The following is a 17,088-nucleotide window of genomic DNA, read 5'->3' as shown; positions in this document are numbered from 1 at the left end:
TCTACACACGTCATAATCAACCGCCACGGTCGCTGTGGCAAAAAATAAGAATGTCATTAAGGAATTAAGATGAAGAAACGTGTTTTAGTCATTGCCGCTATCGTGAGCGGCGCCCTGGCGGTTTCTGGCTGCACAACCAACCCTTACACCGGCGAACGCGAAGCGGGTAAATCTGGCATTGGCGCAGGCATTGGATCGCTGGTGGGCGCGGGTATCGGCGCTCTCTCCTCGTCGAAGAAGGATCGCGGTAAAGGCGCACTGATTGGTGCCGCGGCAGGGGCAGCGCTCGGCGGCGGCGTCGGTTATTACATGGACGTCCAGGAAGCAAAACTGCGCGACAAAATGCAGGGAACCGGCGTAAGCGTGACGCGAAGTGGCGATAACATCATTTTGAACATGCCGAATAACGTCACCTTCGACAGCAGCAGCGCCACCCTGAAACCGGCAGGTGCCAACACGCTGACCGGCGTGGCGATGGTACTGAAGGAATACGAAAAAACCGCCGTCAATGTGATCGGGTATACCGACAGCACCGGCGGCCAGGATCTGAACATGCGTCTGTCACAGCAGCGTGCGGACAGCGTAGCCAGCGCACTGATCACCCAGGGCGTTGCCGCCAACCGCATCCGCACCAGCGGCATGGGTCCGGCAAATCCGATCGCCAGCAACAGCACGGCGGAAGGGAAAGCCCAGAACCGTCGTGTCGAAATTACGTTAAGTCCGATTCAGTAACGGTTGTGCCGGGTGGCGGCATTGCCTTCCCCGGCTTTAAACCCACCAACAGGCCCGGTAAGCGTAGCGTCGCCGGGTCTTTTCGCGCTAAGGTATGCTCACCCAAAGCAAGGAATTCAGCGATGAGCAAATCAACACGCCCCACCATCAGCGATGTCGCGAAAGCGGCAAAAACCGGTAAAACCAGCATTTCACGTTATCTCAACGGCGAAAAACACCTGCTTTCCGATGCCCTGCTGGCGCGTATTGAAAAAGCCATTGCCGATCTCGACTATCGCCCCAGCCTGATGGCTCGTGGCCTGAAACGAGGTCGCACCCGTTTGATTGGCCTGATCATTGCCGATATCACCAACCCCTATTCCGTCCACGTGTTAAGCGGTATCGAGGCCGCCTGTCGCGAGAAAGGCTTTACGCCGCTGGTCTGTAACACCAATAACGAGGTGAACCAGGAATTGCACTATCTCGATCTGCTGCGCAGTTATCAGGTCGAAGGTATTGTGGTCAACGCCGTGGGGATGCGTGAAGAGGGGTTGAATCGCCTGCAACAGTCCGCGTTGCCGATGGTACTGATCGATCGCAAAATCCCTGACTTCGCCTGCGACGTCGTCGGGCTGGACAACACTCAGGCCGCCACCACCGCCACCGAACACCTGATTGAACAAGGCTTTGAAGCACTGCTGTTTCTCAGCGAACCGCTGGGGATGGTCAATACCCGTCGTGAACGTCTGAGCGCCTTTCGGGCAACACTGGCACGTTATCCGGGCGTTGTCGCCGAAAACGCCGAAGTTCCGCTTTCCGAGAATACGCAACTCGATAACACCTTACGCCAGTTCCACCAGCAGCATCGCGGGATGCGCAAGGCAGTGATTTCCGCTAACGGTGCGCTCACCCTTCAGGTCGCCCGTTCACTGAAGCGCATTGGCCTCAACTGGGGCAGCGATATTGGTCTGTTGGGGTTCGATGAGCTGGAATGGGCCGAACTGGCAGGGGTCGGGATCACGACTCTGAAACAACCCACGTGGCAGATTGGTTATGCCGCTGTCGAACAAGTGGTACGCAGGATTGAAGGCGGCAGCGACGCCATTCATGAACAGGTTTTCTCCGGCGAGCTGATCGTTCGCGGCTCCACTGCCCGATAATTTTCCTTCGTGATGGTGATCATAATTTCGACACATCACGCTTTTCTTTGGAACCGGTTCCATCTAGCGTAATCACATTAGCGTGAGTTCTGGAGTTCCTATGCAAAGAAAACTGATAGTGGTCACCACTGCCTATGGCCACGACACTGTCCGCGCTGCCGGTGGACAAACCGCGATGCTGCCTATCATTGCCGGTGCAGGTGCAGACGGCGTCGAAATTCGCCGCGAACTGTTTACTGACGCTGAGCTCAGCGCCCTGACCACCCTGGCGTCAGCCATCGAATGCTTCGATCTGCTGGCCTGCTATTCCGCGCCACAACCGCTGTTCATGGACGATGGCCGCCTCAATCCACAACTGCCGTCACTGCTTCAGGAAGCGCAAACGCTGCGCGCGCTATGGCTGAAGGTTTCGCTGGGCCATTTTGTCCGCGCAGAACAATTTGACACCCTGCGCGACTGGCTGGAAAGCAGCGGTATGGCGCTGGTAGTCGAGAACGACCAGACCGCCTGCGGACAACTGGCCCCCATGCAACGTTTTAACGCCGCCTGTCAGCAACATGCGCTGCCTGTACACCTGACGTTTGATATGGGCAACTGGCTGTGGGTAGGCGATTCGCCAGAAGAGGCCGCTCGTCAACTGTCAAAGTCAGTGGGTTATGTTCACGTTAAAGCCGCCACCGCGCACCACGACAGCTATCGCGCCGTTCCCCCGGACCAGGCAGAGCCCCGCTGGCTCGACCTGCTCAAGTTGTTGCCCACCGACGTTCCGCGCGGCATTGAATTCCCGCTGGAAGGGGCCGATCTGACGGCGGTTACCCGCCACTACGTCGATTTGTTACGTAAGGAGTAAGGCATGAAGCATTCACTGGATGTCATCACAATCGGCGAAGCGATGGCGATGTTTGTAGCAACGCAGACCGGCGATCTGGCCGAGGTTGAGCAGTTTATCAAGCGTGTTGCCGGTGCCGAACTGAACGTTGCCACCGGCCTGGCACGACTGGGACTGAAAGTCGGCTGGGTGAGCCGCGTAGGTAACGACAGCTTTGGTCGCTTTGTTCTCAACTCACTGAAAAAAGAGGGGATTGATGCGCAGGGAGTCACGCTGGATGAGCGCTACGCAACCGGCTTTCAGCTAAAATCTAAAGTTGAAAATGGAACCGATCCCATTGTGGAGTATTTCCGTAAAGGTTCCGCCGCTAGCCATCTGTCCGTTGCGGACTACCACGACTCGTATTTCTCCAGTGCCCGTCATCTGCATCTGAGCGGCGTCGCTGCGGCGCTTTCCCCCAGTTCCTATGAACTGCTGGCGCACACGGCGCGCACGATGAAAGCCCAGGGCAAGACACTCTCATTTGACCCCAACCTGCGTCCGGTGCTGTGGAAAAGTGAAGCCGAGATGGTTGAGAAACTGAATCGTCTCGCATTCCAGGCCGACTGGGTATTACCGGGCCTGAAGGAAGGGATGATTTTAACCGGACAACAGACGCCAGAAGGGATTGCGGATTTCTATCTCCGTCACGGCGTGAAAGCCGTGGTGCTGAAAACAGGCGCAGACGGCGCCTGGTATAAAACCGCCGACGGCGAAAAAGGCAGCGTTGCCCCGGTCAAAGTGGACAACGTAGTCGATACGGTCGGTGCCGGCGATGGCTTTGCCGTCGGCGTCATCAGCGCCTTACTGGAAGGTCGTACGCTGTCGCAGGCCGTCACACGCGGCAACAAAATTGGCGCACTGGCCATTCAGGTACAGGGCGACAGCGAAGGCTTACCCACACGTGAAACGTTAGGCGAATAACCTTACGTAATGATAACAGCCCCCTGTACCCTACAGACAGCGGCGGCAGAAACAACAGAGGTTGATTATGGCAAACTCAACAAATGCAGCAAAACGCTGGTTGTACATCATGCCTATCGTGTTCATCACGTATAGTCTGGCGTATCTTGACCGTGCAAACTTCAGCTTCGCGTCCGCCGCGGGCATTAACGAAGACCTTGGCATCACCAAAGGGATCTCATCCCTGCTCGGCGCCCTGTTCTTCCTCGGCTATTTCTTCTTTCAGATCCCCGGCGCGGTGTATGCCGAACGCCGGAGCGTACGCAAACTGATTTTTGTCTGCCTGATTTTATGGGGCGGTTGCGCGTCGCTGACCGGGATGGTCAGCAATATCCCGGCGCTGGCCGCTATTCGCTTTATTCTTGGGGTAGTGGAAGCCGCTGTTATGCCAGCGATGCTGATTTACATCAGTAACTGGTTTACGAAGTCGGAGCGTTCGCGAGCAAATACCTTCCTGATCCTCGGTAACCCGGTGACAGTCCTGTGGATGTCAGTGGTGTCTGGTTACCTGATCCAGGCGCTCGGCTGGCGTGAGATGTTCATCATCGAAGGGGTTCCCGCCATTCTGTGGGCCTTCTGCTGGTGGGTGCTGGTGAAAGACAAACCGGCGCAGGTCGGTTGGCTGACCGAGTCCGAAAAAACGGCGTTGCAAACGCAACTCGAACAAGAGCAGCAGGGGATTAAGGCTGTACGCAACTACGGCGAAGCGTTCCGCTCCCGTAATGTGATCCTGTTATGCATGCAATATTTCACCTGGAGTATTGGCGTCTACGGCTTCGTGCTGTGGCTGCCATCAATCATCCGCGAAGGCGGCGCGAATCTGGGAATGGTCGAAGTGGGCTGGCTCTCTTCTGTCCCGTATCTGGCAGCCACCGTGGCGATGATTATCGCCTCCTGGGCCTCGGATAAATTACAGAACCGTAAGCTGTTCGTCTGGCCTCTGCTGCTGATTGCCGCGTGCGCTTTTATCGGTTCCTGGGCCGTCGGCGCGAATAACTTCTGGGCCTCTTATACCCTGCTGGTGATTGCCGGTGCGGCGATGTACGCCCCGTATGGCCCGTTTTTCGCCATCATTCCGGAGATGTTGCCGCGCAACGTTGCCGGTGGCGCAATGGCGCTAATCAACAGTATGGGCGCGCTGGGCTCGTTCCTCGGCTCGTGGTTTGTCGGTTACCTCAACGGCGCCACCGGCAGCCCGTCCGCCTCGTACATTTTTATGGGGGTGGCGCTTTTCGCCTCAGTATGGCTAACTTTAATTGTTAAGCCTGCTAATAATCAGCACGTCCCGGTTGGCGCACGCCACGCGTAAACTTTCACTCATGGAGAGTCATATGAAGCCGTCCATTATTCTCTACAAAGCGTTACCTGACGATTTACTGCATCGCCTGGAAGAACATTTCACCGTCACCCAGGTGCCGGACCTGAGCCCGCAGACGGTTGAACAACACGCGCAAGCCTTTGCCAGTGCTGAAGGTCTGCTGGGCTCCAGCCAAACCGTCGATACCGCGCTGCTGGAGAAAATGCCGACGCTCCGCGCAACCTCAACGATCTCCGTGGGGTATGACAATTTCGATGTGGATGCGCTGAACGCACGTAAGGTACTGCTGATGCATACGCCCACCGTGCTGACGGAAACCGTTGCCGATACGATCATGGCACTGGTGCTATCGACCGCTCGCCGCGTTGTGGAAGTGGCCGAGCGCGTGAAGGTCGGCGAATGGACCTCCAGCATTGGTCCTGACTGGTTTGGTATTGATGTGCACCACAAAACGCTGGGGATTGTCGGGATGGGACGCATTGGTCTTGCGCTGGCACAGCGCGCCCACTTCGGCTTCAACATGCCGATTCTCTACAACGCCCGCCGCCACCATCAGGAAGCGGAAGAGCGCTTCAACGCCCGCTACTGTGACCTCGATACGCTGTTGCAGGAATCAGACTTTGTCTGCCTGATCCTGCCGCTGACCGACGAGACGCATCATCTGTTTGGCGCAGAGCAGTTCGCTAAAATGAAATCCTCTGCCATCTTCATTAATGCCGGACGTGGTCCGGTGGTCGATGAAAACGCGCTGATTGCCGCACTGCAACAGGGCGAAATACACGCTGCCGGTCTGGATGTGTTTGAGCAAGAGCCACTACCGGTTGATTCACCGTTGTTGTCGCTGAGTAACGTTGTGGCGGTACCACACATTGGTTCAGCCACCCACGAAACGCGCTATAACATGGCGGCCTGCGCGGTAGATAATCTGATTGATGCGCTGCAAGGAAAGGTCGAGAAGAACTGCGTGAACCCGCAGGTTGCGGGGTAACAAAAACAGCCGGGAGGCGCTATCGCCTGCCCGGCAGCTCCATCACTGAATAGCGTTAACCGCCGCAGTCCAGGCCTTGTTAAATGCCTGATGCTGCGAGGCCAGCGGCCCAATCAATGCGTTGTACTGACTTGCCTGCTGCGAAGTCGGGAACTGAATACCATTCGCCACAAAACTCACCTGCGTATCCTGCTGCGCGACAAAATCACCCACCTGGACCAGTTGCTGAGTGAAGATCTGCGCGGCCGGGATCAGCGGCTGCAACGCGTCTGCGGGCGTCGTCACCACTTTCTTATACACCTGGTCAAACACCGGCTTCAGGTCATCGGCCTGTTTCAGTGCGCCATGCGCCGCATCGGCCTGCAGTTTCGCATTCTGCAACTGCTGACCCAATACGCCGAGAGAACCGTTCAGGTCACGCAGCGGCCCACGTTGCGTCACATAATCCTGTGGCACACGGATGGCATTAACGCTATCAACAACCGGACGCAACGCGGAATCCATCGCCTGGTTCACCTGCTGTGAGTAGCCATACAAAATCGCGTAATCAGAAACAAACGGACCGAACTGTTTTTTCTGATCGGCGGTCAGGGTGGGTAGACGCTCGCCGCTACGCATCACCGTATTCTGTAGAAAATCGACAAACGCTTTACGCTGATCGCCTTCTTTATCAAAACACCCACTCAGGCTAACTACCATTAACAACGCCGCAAGAGGCGCAAACCAGCGAGAGCAGGACTTACCTGTCGCCATTTTAATACTCCTTTCACCCAAAAATGCGCACTGCGCAATACGCGTGCCTTACGGCTTACAAGGATAGTCCAGGTCAGGCTCGCAGGATACCCCTTCCGCGTAATCTTGTGGCGGAAATTCGTCTGGCGAAATAGCGATGACCAAATTGTTATTTTATTGTTAAACACATCACATTTACCACCTCTGTCCTGAGGGCATTAACAAGAAGTAGTTCTATGATTTTAATAGCTTTTCAGCATTAAGTCGGCCAGTGAAGGGGCAATTCGTACGATTATCGCACGTTAACCTCGGTGGGGTGATTGCCGAACACGGGCTTCAATGTTTTGATTAATTGAACGATTAACGAATAAACGTTCGATAATCGCACAATTAATCCTAACGCTTGCGGTGGAGAAAATAAAAACCCCCTCTGTCCCCCGCGTTGCTTTCGCAGGAATGACCGCATGACAAACAAAACGACTGATATTCAAGCGTTTATTAACGAGCATCCCTTTTCAAAATACCAGTGGATGATTCTCGTGCTGTGCTTTGTGACCGTCGCGATGGACGGATTCGATACCGCGATTATCGGCTTCATCGCCTCCGATCTCGTTCAAGAGTGGGGCGTTGAAAAATCCGCGCTCGGCCCGGTCATGAGCGCCGCGCTGGTGGGGCTTGCCGTCGGAGCGCTCACCGCGGGTCCAATGGCTGACCGCATCGGTCGCAAAAAAGTCCTGATTATGTCGATTCTGGTGTTTGGCGGCTTCAGCCTGCTCACCGCCTTTGCCAGCACGCTGAACCAACTGACCGCATTGCGCTTTTTAACTGGTCTGGGTCTGGGGGCGGCAATGCCCAATGCCGCGACCCTGATGAGTGAATACGCGCCAGAACGCCGTCGCGCGCTGCTGGTGAATCTGATGTTCGTCGGATTCCCGATTGGCTCGTCGATGGGTGGGTTTGTCTCCGCCTGGCTGATCCCGCATTACGGCTGGCAAAGCGTACTGATCCTCGGCGGCGTGATGCCGCTGGTGCTGGCAGTGGTGTTGATCGTTTTACTGCCGGAATCTGCCCGTTATCTGGTGGTTAAGAACAAATCACAGCAGCAGATTGGCACCATTCTGCGCCGTATCGCCCCGCTACCGGAAGCGACGCACTTTGTCCTGCGTGAAACCGGCCAGATTAAAGAGAAATCAGCGCTGGGCGTCATCTTCTCGCCGCGTTACGCACTGGGTACGGTAATGCTGTGCCTGACCTACTTTATGGGGTTGCTGATCTTCTATCTGCTGACCAGTTGGCTGCCGCTGCTGATCCGTGAAACAGGGGCCACGCTGAGCCAGGCGTCCATCATTACCGCCTTGTTCCCGTTGGGCGGCGGAATTGGCGTCCTGGTGCTGGGCGCGCTGATGGACAAATTCAACCCGAACAAAGTGGTGGCGGTCGGCTGGTTGTTGACCGGGGTGTTTGTCTGCCTGGTTGGGTTCTCCACCAGCAGCCTGGTGCTCATGGGGGTGATGGTTTTTATCGCCGGGACAATCATGAACGGCGCACAATCGTCCATGCCCGCGCTGGCGGCGGGTTTTTACCCCACACAGGGCCGCGCGACTGGTGTGGCATGGATGTTAGGTCTGGGCCGTTTCGGCGGCATCCTCGGTGCGTTTAGCGGCGCCTTCCTGATGCAGGCGCAACTCGCGTTCGAAACCATCTTTACATTCCTGGCCATTCCGGCGTTAGTGTCTGCCTTTGCCTTGATGGTGAAATACTGGGCAGGTAAACGCCAGCTCTCTGGCGCATCAACGCCGACAGAATCACCGACTCACGCCGCGCAAAAAGCCTGATTTTTCCTCCTGGCAGGTAATCGCCTGCCAGGAAATAGTCATATTTTCGTAATCTTTACATTTCACATTACCACGCGGGATATAGTGCCCGTTATCAAATCGTTAGCAAGCTACAAATCCGCCGCCTTCTCGCCGCTGAAACGAGTCTTGTTCCCCTCTTAAACTGTGACGCCCAACGCGCTTTCTCATTTACGACTATTCTTAACTGGCTTCGATGAAATTCACGATCTCGCTGTGTGATTTAAAGGAGTTCTCAATGGAATCTAAAGATCCAATGTTTGAGCTGCTGAGCAGCCTGGAACAAATTGTTTTTAAAGAAGAAACATCAAAAATCACCCTGACGCATAAGCCAAGTCCCTTTAGCGAATTTGAACAATTACGCCGGGGGAGCGGGCTGGAAACGGATGATTTCGCCAGAGCGTTAGGCGTAACGGTTGCACTGGTACAGGAGTGGGAATCAAAACGCGTTAAACCCTCCAGTACCGAATTGAAGCTGATGCGCCTGATACAGGCTAACCCGGCATTGAGTAAGCAGTTGATGGAGTAATCGACAATCATTGATGAACGGTCCTGATACAGGACCGTTTTCTGACCACTTAACCTATCGGGCGAAAAATAACAGTTGCATCCCCAGGCGTTACATGAGTTAATGCGTTCCACGGTTTGACGTACAGACCATTAAAGCAGTTTAGTAAGGCAGTCCCCTTCAAGAGTTATCGTTGATACCCCTCGTAGTGCGCATTTCCTTAACGCTTAAAAAATCTGTAGAGCACGCCATATCGCCGAAAGGCACACTTATTTTTTAAAAGGTAATACACTATGTCCGGTAAAATGACTGGTATCGTAAAATGGTTCAACGCTGACAAAGGCTTCGGCTTCATCACTCCTGACGATGGCTCTAAAGACGTGTTCGTACACTTCTCTGCTATCCAGAACGATGGCTACAAATCTCTGGACGAAGGTCAGAAAGTTTCCTTCACCATCGAAAGCGGCGCTAAAGGCCCGGCAGCTGGCAACGTAACCAGCCTGTAAGCTTAGATAAGCTCAGAATTCAAGATCCCTGCCAGACGGCGGGGATTTTTTTTATCTCTTGCCCGCCTTTCGATATCCCTGTTTCCCTTCTTTGCATTACTTTACCTGGCCAGCCTTTGACCTTTCCCTAAGGGTAAGCTTTATAGTGAAAACCCTGTTTTTCACATGGAATTGACGCTATGTCCAGACTCCCGTTGTTCTTCACGCTAGGTTTACTCACCAGCGGCGCCGCGTTTGCTGCATCGCCAGAAGCCACATTCCTTGCCGAACATGGTCTTGCCGGTAAGTCAGTCGAGCAGATCGTGGATACCATCGATCAAACGCCACAATCCCGCCCGCTGCCGTATTCGGCTTCCATCACCAGTACCGAGTTAAAACTCGCTTCTGATGGGCAGATGTATACCCTGCCGTTGGGCGAAAAATTCTATCTCTCGTTTGCACCTTACCAGCAGCAGACGCACCCGTGCTTTAACCACAGTTTGTCCGGCTGCCAGGGTGAAATGCCGGACACGACGTTCAACGTTAAAGTGACGGATAACAAAGGCAATGTGCTGATTCAGAAACCGCTCAAAAGCTATCAGAACGGGTTTATCGGCGTCTGGTTGCCGCGCAATATTGAAGGGACAATAGAAGTGGGCTACAACGGCAAAACGGCATCACACGCCATTGCCACGAAGGATGACAGCCAGACCTGTCTGACGGAATTGCAGTTGCAGTAACTCTTCCTGTCCCGTCCATAAAAAAACCTGCCCGAGGGCAGGTTTCAGCGTTTGTTTGCGGTGGTGACTTGCGCGATGTTTATTGCAGCAGCGAAATATCCGCCACACGCAGGAACAGCTCACGCAGTTTTTCCAGCATCGAGAGGCGGTTGATACGCAACTCTTTATCCTCGACGTTCACCATCACTTTTTCGAAGAATAAATCGACCGGCTCGCGCAGTTCAGCCAGCTCCACCAGCGCGTCCTGGTAACGGCCTTCGGCAAAGTACGGTTCGAGCTTGTCACGCAGTACCACAACCTGCATCGCCAGCGCGATCTCTTCTGGCTCTTTCAACGTTGAGGCATTAACACGCTCGTTCAGCGTCTCATCAGACTTCGCCAGGATGTTAGAGACACGCTTGTTGGCTGCCGCCAGCGCAGATGCCGCTTCCAGCGTACGGAAGTGCGAGACCGCCTTCATACGCGCGTCAAAATCAGCCGGACGGGTCGGACGACGTGCCAGCACCGCCTGGATGGTATCCACGGTGTAACCTTCATCCTGATACCAGGCCCGGAAGCGACCGAGCATAAAGTCGATCACGTCATCCACAACGTTCGCGTTGGTCAGCTTATCACCGTACAGACGCACCGCTTCCTCGGTCAGCGTTTGCAGATCGAGGTTCAGGTTCTTCTCAACGATAATGCGCAGCACGCCCAGCGCAGCACGACGCAGCGCAAACGGGTCTTTGTCCCCTTTCGGGTGCTGACCGATACCGAAGATTCCCGCCAGGGTGTCCATCTTATCCGCAATCGCCAGTGCGCAGGCAATCGGGTTAGACGGCAGGTCATCACCGGCAAAGCGCGGTTGATACTGTTCGTTCAGAGCGACGGCAACATCTTCCGCTTCACCATCGTGGCGAGCATAGTGCATGCCCATTACGCCCTGGGTATCGGTGAATTCGAAGACCATGTTGGTCATCAGGTCACATTTCGACAGCAGGCCCGCACGGGTGGCATGGTTAACGTCTGCGCCAATCTGACCGGCAATCCAGCCCGCCAGCGCCTGAATACGATCGGTCTTGTCGCGCAATGTACCCAGCTGCTGTTGGAACAGCACGGTTTGCAGACGCGGCAGGTGATCTTCCAGTCGTTTTTTACGGTCAGTATTGAAGAAGAACTCGGCATCCGCCAGACGCGGGCGCACCACCTTCTCGTTACCGGAGATGATTTGCTGAGGATCTTTCGATTCGATGTTCGCAACGAAGATGAAGTTCGGCAGCAGTTTGCCGTCGTTGGCGTAGACCGGGAAGTACTTCTGGTCACCTTTCATGGTATACACCAGCGCTTCAGAGGGTACCGCGAGGAATTTCTCTTCGAATTTCGCCGTCAGTACCACCGGCCATTCCACCAGCGAGGTCACTTCTTCCAGCAGGCTGTCGCTCAGATCGGCATTACCGCCAATAGTACGCGCCGCGTCTTCGGCATCCGCTTTGATTTTGGCTTTACGCTGTTCGTAGTCGGCAATGACCTTACCGCGCTCCAGCAGGATTTGCGGATACTGGTCAGCATTGTCAATGGTGAACTCCGGCTCGCCCATAAAGCGATGGCCGCGAATAATGCGATCGGACTGAATACCCAGAATGGTCGCCGGAATGACTTTGTCGCCCAGCAGCAGGGTCACGGTATGAACCGGACGTACGAAATGCACGTCGCTTGCTCCCCAGCGCATCAGTTTCGGGATCGGCAGTTTCGCCAGCGATGTAGCGATCATGTTCGGCAACAGCGCTTCGGCGCTTTCGCCTTTCACGTGTGCACGATACAGCAGCCATTCGCCTTTATCGGTGGTCAGACGCTCAGCCTGATCAACGGTAATACCACACCCCCGAGCCCAGCCTTCTGCCGCTTTGCTCGGTTTGCCTTCGGCATCAAATGCCTGGGCAATCGCCGGACCGCGTTTTTCAACTTCGCGATCGGGCTGGGATTCCGCCAGATTAGCGATTTTCAGCGCCAGACGACGCGGTGCCGCAAACCATTCAACATGGCCGTGCGCGATGCCGGCGTTATCCAGCTCCGCCGTCACGTTCGCAGCAAAGGATTCCGCCAGGCTGCGCAGGGCTTTTGGTGGCAGCTCTTCAGTGCCGATTTCCACCAGGAAAGTTTTCTCAGACATGGCCGCCTCTTATTTGTCTTTATTGCACATCGGGAAGCCGAGGGCTTCACGGGAAGCGTAGTAAGCTTCTGCCACTGCTTTAGTTAGGGTACGAATACGCAGAATATAGCGCTGGCGTTCGGTAACGGAGATGGCTTTACGCGCATCCAGCAGGTTGAAGCTATGGGCGGCCTTCAGAATACGCTCGTAGGCAGGCAGCGGCAGCGGCGTTTCCAGCGCCAGCAGTTGCTGCGCTTCTTTCTCGTACTGCTCAAAGCAGGTGAACAGGAAGTCCACGTCCGCGTATTCGAAGTTGTAGGTGGATTGCTCCACTTCGTTCTGATGGAACACGTCGCCATACGTGGTTTTACCCAACGGGCCGTCGCTCCAGACCAGGTCGTAAACGCTGTCTACGCCCTGAATGTACATGGCCAGACGTTCCAGACCATAAGTGATTTCACCGGTGATCGGCTTACATTCCAGTCCGCCGACCTGCTGGAAGTAAGTGAACTGTGTCACTTCCATCCCGTTCAGCCACACTTCCCAGCCCAGACCCCAGGCACCCAGCGTCGGGTTTTCCCAGTTATCTTCCACGAAGCGAATGTCGTGGATGGTTGGATCCATACCCAGCTCTTTCAGCGACCCGAGATACAGCTCCTGGATGTTGTCCGGAGAGGGCTTAATCACCACCTGAAACTGATAGTAGTGCTGTAAACGGTTCGGGTTTTCGCCATAGCGTCCATCAGTTGGACGACGAGAAGGTTGCACATACGCGGTTGCCATCGGTTCTGGCCCCAACGCACGCAGGCTGGTCATCGGGTGCGAGGTACCTGCACCCACTTCCATGTCCAAAGGTTGAACAATGGTACAGCCCTGACGAGCCCAGTAATCCTGTAATGTCAGGATCAGGCCCTGGAAGGTCTTGGTATCAAACTTTTGCATAGTATTTCGTGCTGGATACGTGTGGTTTTAAAAGGAAGGGTTCAGTATACCCGCTGACTGCAAGATATACAGTACGAAACGGGAAAAAGGCAGGGCTTAACGCATGGAAAGATGTAAAAACTGCCCATCCGCGTCAAAAGAGCAGACAAAACTCTCTTTACGGAAGGTAGCGCCGCGCATCTCATAACTTCCCTGAAATTGTTCAAAGCCCGTAACAACAATTTTCTGCGTACCGGTATTATAGCGTCGCGCAGCCTGATCTTTGCACAGCGCTTCCATATCCAGCGTGCGCGCGGGGCTGACTTTCACTTTCTGCGCCTTTTGTGTCGGCGATGGCTGGGAGGGTGTACATCCTGCCAGCAACAGAATCACCATTGCTGGAAAAAAAGATTTCATCATCATTTTATTACCGCCTAATTTACTGATCAGTCTTATTATTATTACGTTCGGTGTGGCAGACGCATTTTGCGAATCTCATCGGACCATCACAACCTTTAGTGTAAAAACTCAGATTAATCCAGCGGGACAGGCTGACAAAATGTGAGTCAGACCATTTTTGAAACGAAAACAGAGGAACTGATGCAGCCCAAAATTTTCTGGATTGATAACCTGCGAGGGATCGCCTGTCTGATGGTGGTCATGATTCACACCACAACCTGGTACATCACCAATGCACAGAGTGTCAGTCCCGTTAACTGGGATCTTGCCAACGTACTGAATTCGGCTTCACGCGTCAGCGTGCCGCTATTTTTTATGATTTCGGGCTACCTCTTTTTTGGCGAGCGCAGCGCACAACCACGCCATTTTTTACGCATCGCGCTGTGCCTGCTGTTCTACAGCGCCGTTGCCCTGCTCTACATCACATTATTTACTTCGATTAACGCCGAACTCTCCTTAAAAAATCTGCTGCAAAAACCGGTGTTCTATCATCTGTGGTTTTTCTTCGCGATCGCTGTGATCTATCTGGTCTCGCCGCTGATTGAGGTGAAAAACGTGAGTGGCAAAATGCTGCTGGTGCTGATAGTGGTCATTGGCATTCTCGCCAATCCGAATACCGTGTCGCAAAAAGTCGGCGGATTCGAGTGGCTCCCCATTAATTTGTATATCAACGGCGATACCTTTTACTACATTTTGTACGGGATGCTGGGACGCGCTATCGGCATGATGGAGACACAAAAACGCGCGCTTTCCTGGTTAAGCGCGGGGCTTTTCGTGGTGGCGGTGTGGGTCATCTCTCGTGGGACGTTGCATGAACTACAGTGGCGCGGCAATTTTGCCGATACGTGGTATCTCTATTGCGGCCCCATGGTCTTTATCTGTGCAGTCGCGCTACTGACGCTGGTGAAAAACACGCTGAATACGCAAACGGTCCCTGGGCTGGGGCTGATTTCACGCCATTCACTCGGCATTTATGGCTTTCATGCGCTCATTATTCATGCCTTGCGCACCAGCGGTCTGGAAATCAAACGCTGGCCGCCGCTGGATATGTTGTGGATTTTCAGCGCGACCCTCGTGGCCAGTTTACTGCTTTCAATGCTGTTACAACGCATCGATACGCGCAGGCTGGTCAGTTGATGTTGAAATGCCCGGTCGTGGCGCCGGGCATTTCAGAGAGGCTAAAACCGTTATCAGGGAGAGCGCCGTCTCAGACGCCGTAACAAATAGCAAGCCAGGAAACCCCACAGCAAAGTGATCCCCTTTTTATTTAATGATCCGATGCACGAATCAGGCGTACAAAACCCAGTAGACCCATAAAGAGCGCCACCGGATAGAGACCCCGCCCACTCAGTGATAGCGGCGCGTTGAGGATGCCGACCAGAAACAACCCCAGCGTGATAAGCGCGACCAGTTGGCACACGGTAACGACGCTATCGTCCAGTTGGTCGCGTTTTTCCTCACGTAGATAAACGTATGTGACAAACATTGCGGTCACCAGGACACCGAGGAAATAACCTTTTCCGCTCAGTAAGGGACATGCCATCCCTAAGCCGATAACGTAAGTCGATGTGCCTGAGATGAGCAACAACCAGGAAATTAACGTTGAGCTTTTCACTGGGATCTCCTTATCCAACGGATGCAGATTAGGGATAACCTATGAAAGACAACACTGAAAAATGAACAGAAAATGGAATTTCAGAATAAATCCATATATTTAATTTATTGATCAATTATTTATATGCTTTGGGTTAATCCCTCCTGCAAAACAGGAGGGATTCAGGCTCAAGACATGAGTGGAAGTAGCTGCTGATAAAGACGACGGAAGGTTTCCCGGCGCTGTTGATAAACGCTATGGCGTTGCCTGTCAGGCATGTGTGTTTGTTCAAGCGGAAGTTGCGGTAATAACTCGGCTAATGGCTTCTCCGGATTCATCGCAATTTGCGCCAGACGAGCGGCACCCAGTGCCGGCCCCACATCACCACCGGTGCGATAATCCAGTTGCAGGCCACTGATATCCGCCAGCATTTGCCGCCAGTACGCGCTGCGCGCACCGCCGCCGATCAGCGTGATGCTTTGCGGCTTCACCCCACAGGCATGTACCACATCCATCCCGTCGGCCAACGCATAGCCCACGCCTTCCAGCACCGCGCGCGCCAGCTCAGCCGGTCCATGCTGATGGGTCAGACCAAAGAACACGCCTTTCGCCTGCGGATTATTGTGCGGCGTACGTTCACCTGAAAGATACGGCAAGAACCAGACAGGGTCGGCTGCCTCATCAGCCTGCTGCGCCGCATCAATCAGCGCCGGCACCGTATTCAGACCGGTTAATGTTGCCGCCCAGTCCAGACAGGAGGCTGCACTTAGCATCACCGACATCAGATGCCAGCGCTCAGGCAACGCATGGCAAAAGCTGTGTACTGCGCTTTCGGGCTTGCTCAGGAAACCGTCACTGACGGCAAAATAGACGCCGGACGTTCCCAGTGACAGCATGGCCTGATCGGCATTGACCATCCCTACGCCGACTGCGCCCGCCGCATTGTCGCCACCGCCTGCAACGACAGAAACCGCAGGCATATCCCACGCCATTGCGACATCAGGCAGCAATTTGCCGGTAATCTCACTCCCTTCGAATAACGCGGGCATATGGTCACGGGTCAGGCCGCAGGCATTCAGCATCACGTTACTCCAGTCACGTTTTTCCACATCCAGCCACATCGTTCCCGCAGCGTCAGACATATCGCTGGCAAATTCACCGGTCATGCGTAAACGCAGATAGTCTTTCGGTAGCAGCACCTTTGCCACCTGCCGGAACACCGCTGGCTCGTGGCGCTGTACCCACAGCAGCTTCGGAGCCGTGAATCCAGGCATCATCAGGTTACCCGTGATGGCGCGCGACTGCGGTACCATTGACTCCAGCAACGCACACTCCTCGCCACAACGTCCGTCATTCCACAGAATGGCCGGTCGCAGCACCTGTTGCTGGCTGTCGAGCAACGTCGCGCCATGCATCTGCCCGGCAATCCCCAGCGCTTTCACTTGACTTAACGAATGCTGCTTGCCCAACGCCTTCAGGGCGCGGTCGGTCGCCAGCCACCACTGTTCGGGATCTTGCTCCGACCAGAGCGGATGAGGACGAGAGACGGTGAGTTTTTCCGTTTGCGATGCGACCACCTCGCCTTGCTCATTGAGCAAAATCGCTTTCACGCCCGAGGTGCCAAGATCGATCCCAATATACATAGAGTGGGTTCCTTAAA

17 protein-coding genes are annotated in these 17,088 nt (G+C 54.5%); 11 read left to right on the top strand and 6 right to left on the bottom strand.

Annotation, left to right across the window (positions count from 1 at the left end):
- The first annotated feature begins 69 nt into the window (after positions 1–69).
- From ACQ0PY_RS00960 to ghrB, 6 genes are all read left to right on the top strand, one after another.
- Complete coding sequence (locus ACQ0PY_RS00960) at positions 70–732, top strand: OmpA family lipoprotein (protein WP_042998563.1); 663 nt, start codon at positions 70–72, stop codon at positions 730–732.
- Between the two features lie 122 nt (positions 733–854).
- Positions 855–1,871 (top strand): LacI family DNA-binding transcriptional regulator, encoded by a 1,017-nt coding sequence (locus tag ACQ0PY_RS00955; protein ID WP_042998564.1) that lies wholly within the window; start codon positions 855–857, stop codon positions 1,869–1,871.
- Positions 1,872–1,971: 100 nt separating this feature from the next.
- Positions 1,972–2,721, top strand: coding sequence for a sugar phosphate isomerase/epimerase family protein (locus ACQ0PY_RS00950; RefSeq protein WP_109739742.1), 750 nt, complete (start codon positions 1,972–1,974; stop codon positions 2,719–2,721).
- Between the two features lie 3 nt (positions 2,722–2,724).
- Positions 2,725–3,663 carry a sugar kinase gene (locus ACQ0PY_RS00945; protein ID WP_109739741.1) on the top strand — a complete coding sequence of 313 codons (939 nt, stop codon included), beginning with the start codon at positions 2,725–2,727 and terminating at the stop codon, positions 3,661–3,663.
- Positions 3,664–3,730: 67 nt separating this feature from the next.
- Positions 3,731–5,011 (top strand): MFS transporter, encoded by a 1,281-nt coding sequence (locus ACQ0PY_RS00940; protein ID WP_044253759.1) that lies wholly within the window; start codon positions 3,731–3,733, stop codon positions 5,009–5,011.
- Between the two features lie 22 nt (positions 5,012–5,033).
- Positions 5,034–6,008: a glyoxylate/hydroxypyruvate reductase GhrB gene (ghrB, locus tag ACQ0PY_RS00935; protein WP_044253762.1), complete on the top strand. Its 975-nt coding sequence runs from the start codon at positions 5,034–5,036 to the stop codon at positions 6,006–6,008.
- Between the two features lie 42 nt (positions 6,009–6,050).
- Here ghrB and ACQ0PY_RS00930 read toward each other — a convergent pair whose 3' ends face one another.
- The gene (locus ACQ0PY_RS00930) at positions 6,051–6,761 is read right to left on the bottom strand and encodes a DUF3053 domain-containing protein (protein ID WP_109739740.1); all 711 of its coding nucleotides are present in this window, start codon (positions 6,759–6,761) and stop codon (positions 6,051–6,053) included.
- A 443-nt stretch (positions 6,762–7,204) separates the two neighbouring features.
- Here ACQ0PY_RS00930 and ACQ0PY_RS00925 point away from each other — a divergent pair, with 443 nt between their 5' ends.
- The 4 genes from ACQ0PY_RS00925 to cueP all read left to right on the top strand — a co-directional run bounded on the left by ACQ0PY_RS00925 (position 7,205) and on the right by cueP (position 10,326).
- Positions 7,205–8,575 (top strand): MFS transporter, encoded by a 1,371-nt coding sequence (locus ACQ0PY_RS00925; RefSeq protein WP_061069352.1) that lies wholly within the window; start codon positions 7,205–7,207, stop codon positions 8,573–8,575.
- A gap of 256 nt (positions 8,576–8,831) precedes the next feature.
- Complete coding sequence (locus ACQ0PY_RS00920) at positions 8,832–9,122, top strand: HTH-type transcriptional regulator (protein ID WP_042998571.1); 291 nt, start codon at positions 8,832–8,834, stop codon at positions 9,120–9,122.
- 272 nt (positions 9,123–9,394) lie between these two features.
- Positions 9,395–9,607 (top strand): transcription antiterminator/RNA stability regulator CspE, encoded by a 213-nt coding sequence (gene cspE, locus ACQ0PY_RS00915; protein WP_000014594.1) that lies wholly within the window; start codon positions 9,395–9,397, stop codon positions 9,605–9,607.
- 179 nt (positions 9,608–9,786) lie between these two features.
- On the top strand, positions 9,787–10,326 hold the full coding sequence (gene cueP / locus ACQ0PY_RS00910; RefSeq protein WP_061069353.1) for a copper-binding periplasmic metallochaperone CueP: 540 nt from the start codon (positions 9,787–9,789) through the stop codon (positions 10,324–10,326).
- A 79-nt stretch (positions 10,327–10,405) separates the two neighbouring features.
- Here cueP and glyS read toward each other — a convergent pair whose 3' ends face one another.
- From glyS to ACQ0PY_RS00895, 3 genes are all read right to left on the bottom strand, one after another.
- Positions 10,406–12,475, bottom strand: coding sequence for a glycine--tRNA ligase subunit beta (glyS, locus tag ACQ0PY_RS00905; RefSeq protein WP_044253773.1), 2,070 nt, complete (start codon positions 12,473–12,475; stop codon positions 10,406–10,408).
- A 9-nt stretch (positions 12,476–12,484) separates the two neighbouring features.
- Complete coding sequence (gene glyQ, locus ACQ0PY_RS00900) at positions 12,485–13,396, bottom strand: glycine--tRNA ligase subunit alpha (protein WP_042323214.1); 912 nt, start codon at positions 13,394–13,396, stop codon at positions 12,485–12,487.
- 96 nt (positions 13,397–13,492) lie between these two features.
- Complete coding sequence (locus ACQ0PY_RS00895; RefSeq protein ID WP_109739739.1) at positions 13,493–13,798, bottom strand: YsaB family lipoprotein; 306 nt, start codon at positions 13,796–13,798, stop codon at positions 13,493–13,495.
- Between the two features lie 177 nt (positions 13,799–13,975).
- Here ACQ0PY_RS00895 and ACQ0PY_RS00890 point away from each other — a divergent pair, with 177 nt between their 5' ends.
- Positions 13,976–14,971 (top strand): acyltransferase, encoded by a 996-nt coding sequence (locus tag ACQ0PY_RS00890; RefSeq protein ID WP_109740601.1) that lies wholly within the window; start codon positions 13,976–13,978, stop codon positions 14,969–14,971.
- Between the two features lie 130 nt (positions 14,972–15,101).
- On the opposite strand, the gene yiaB is transcribed toward ACQ0PY_RS00890, so the two are convergent.
- Both yiaB and xylB read right to left on the bottom strand, forming a co-directional pair.
- Positions 15,102–15,449, bottom strand: a complete 348-nt coding sequence (gene yiaB, locus ACQ0PY_RS00885; protein WP_042998575.1) for an inner membrane protein YiaB — start codon at positions 15,447–15,449, stop codon at positions 15,102–15,104.
- 167 nt (positions 15,450–15,616) lie between these two features.
- Positions 15,617–17,071: a xylulokinase gene (xylB, locus tag ACQ0PY_RS00880; protein WP_109739738.1), complete on the bottom strand. Its 1,455-nt coding sequence runs from the start codon at positions 17,069–17,071 to the stop codon at positions 15,617–15,619.
- Between the last annotated feature and the right edge of the window lie 17 nt (positions 17,072–17,088).

The sequence above is a fragment of the Citrobacter sp. LST-B2 genome, assembly GCF_057983045.1.
The sequence above is the reverse complement of the archived record's forward strand: the minus strand, read 5'-3'. Positions and strand labels throughout refer to the sequence as shown.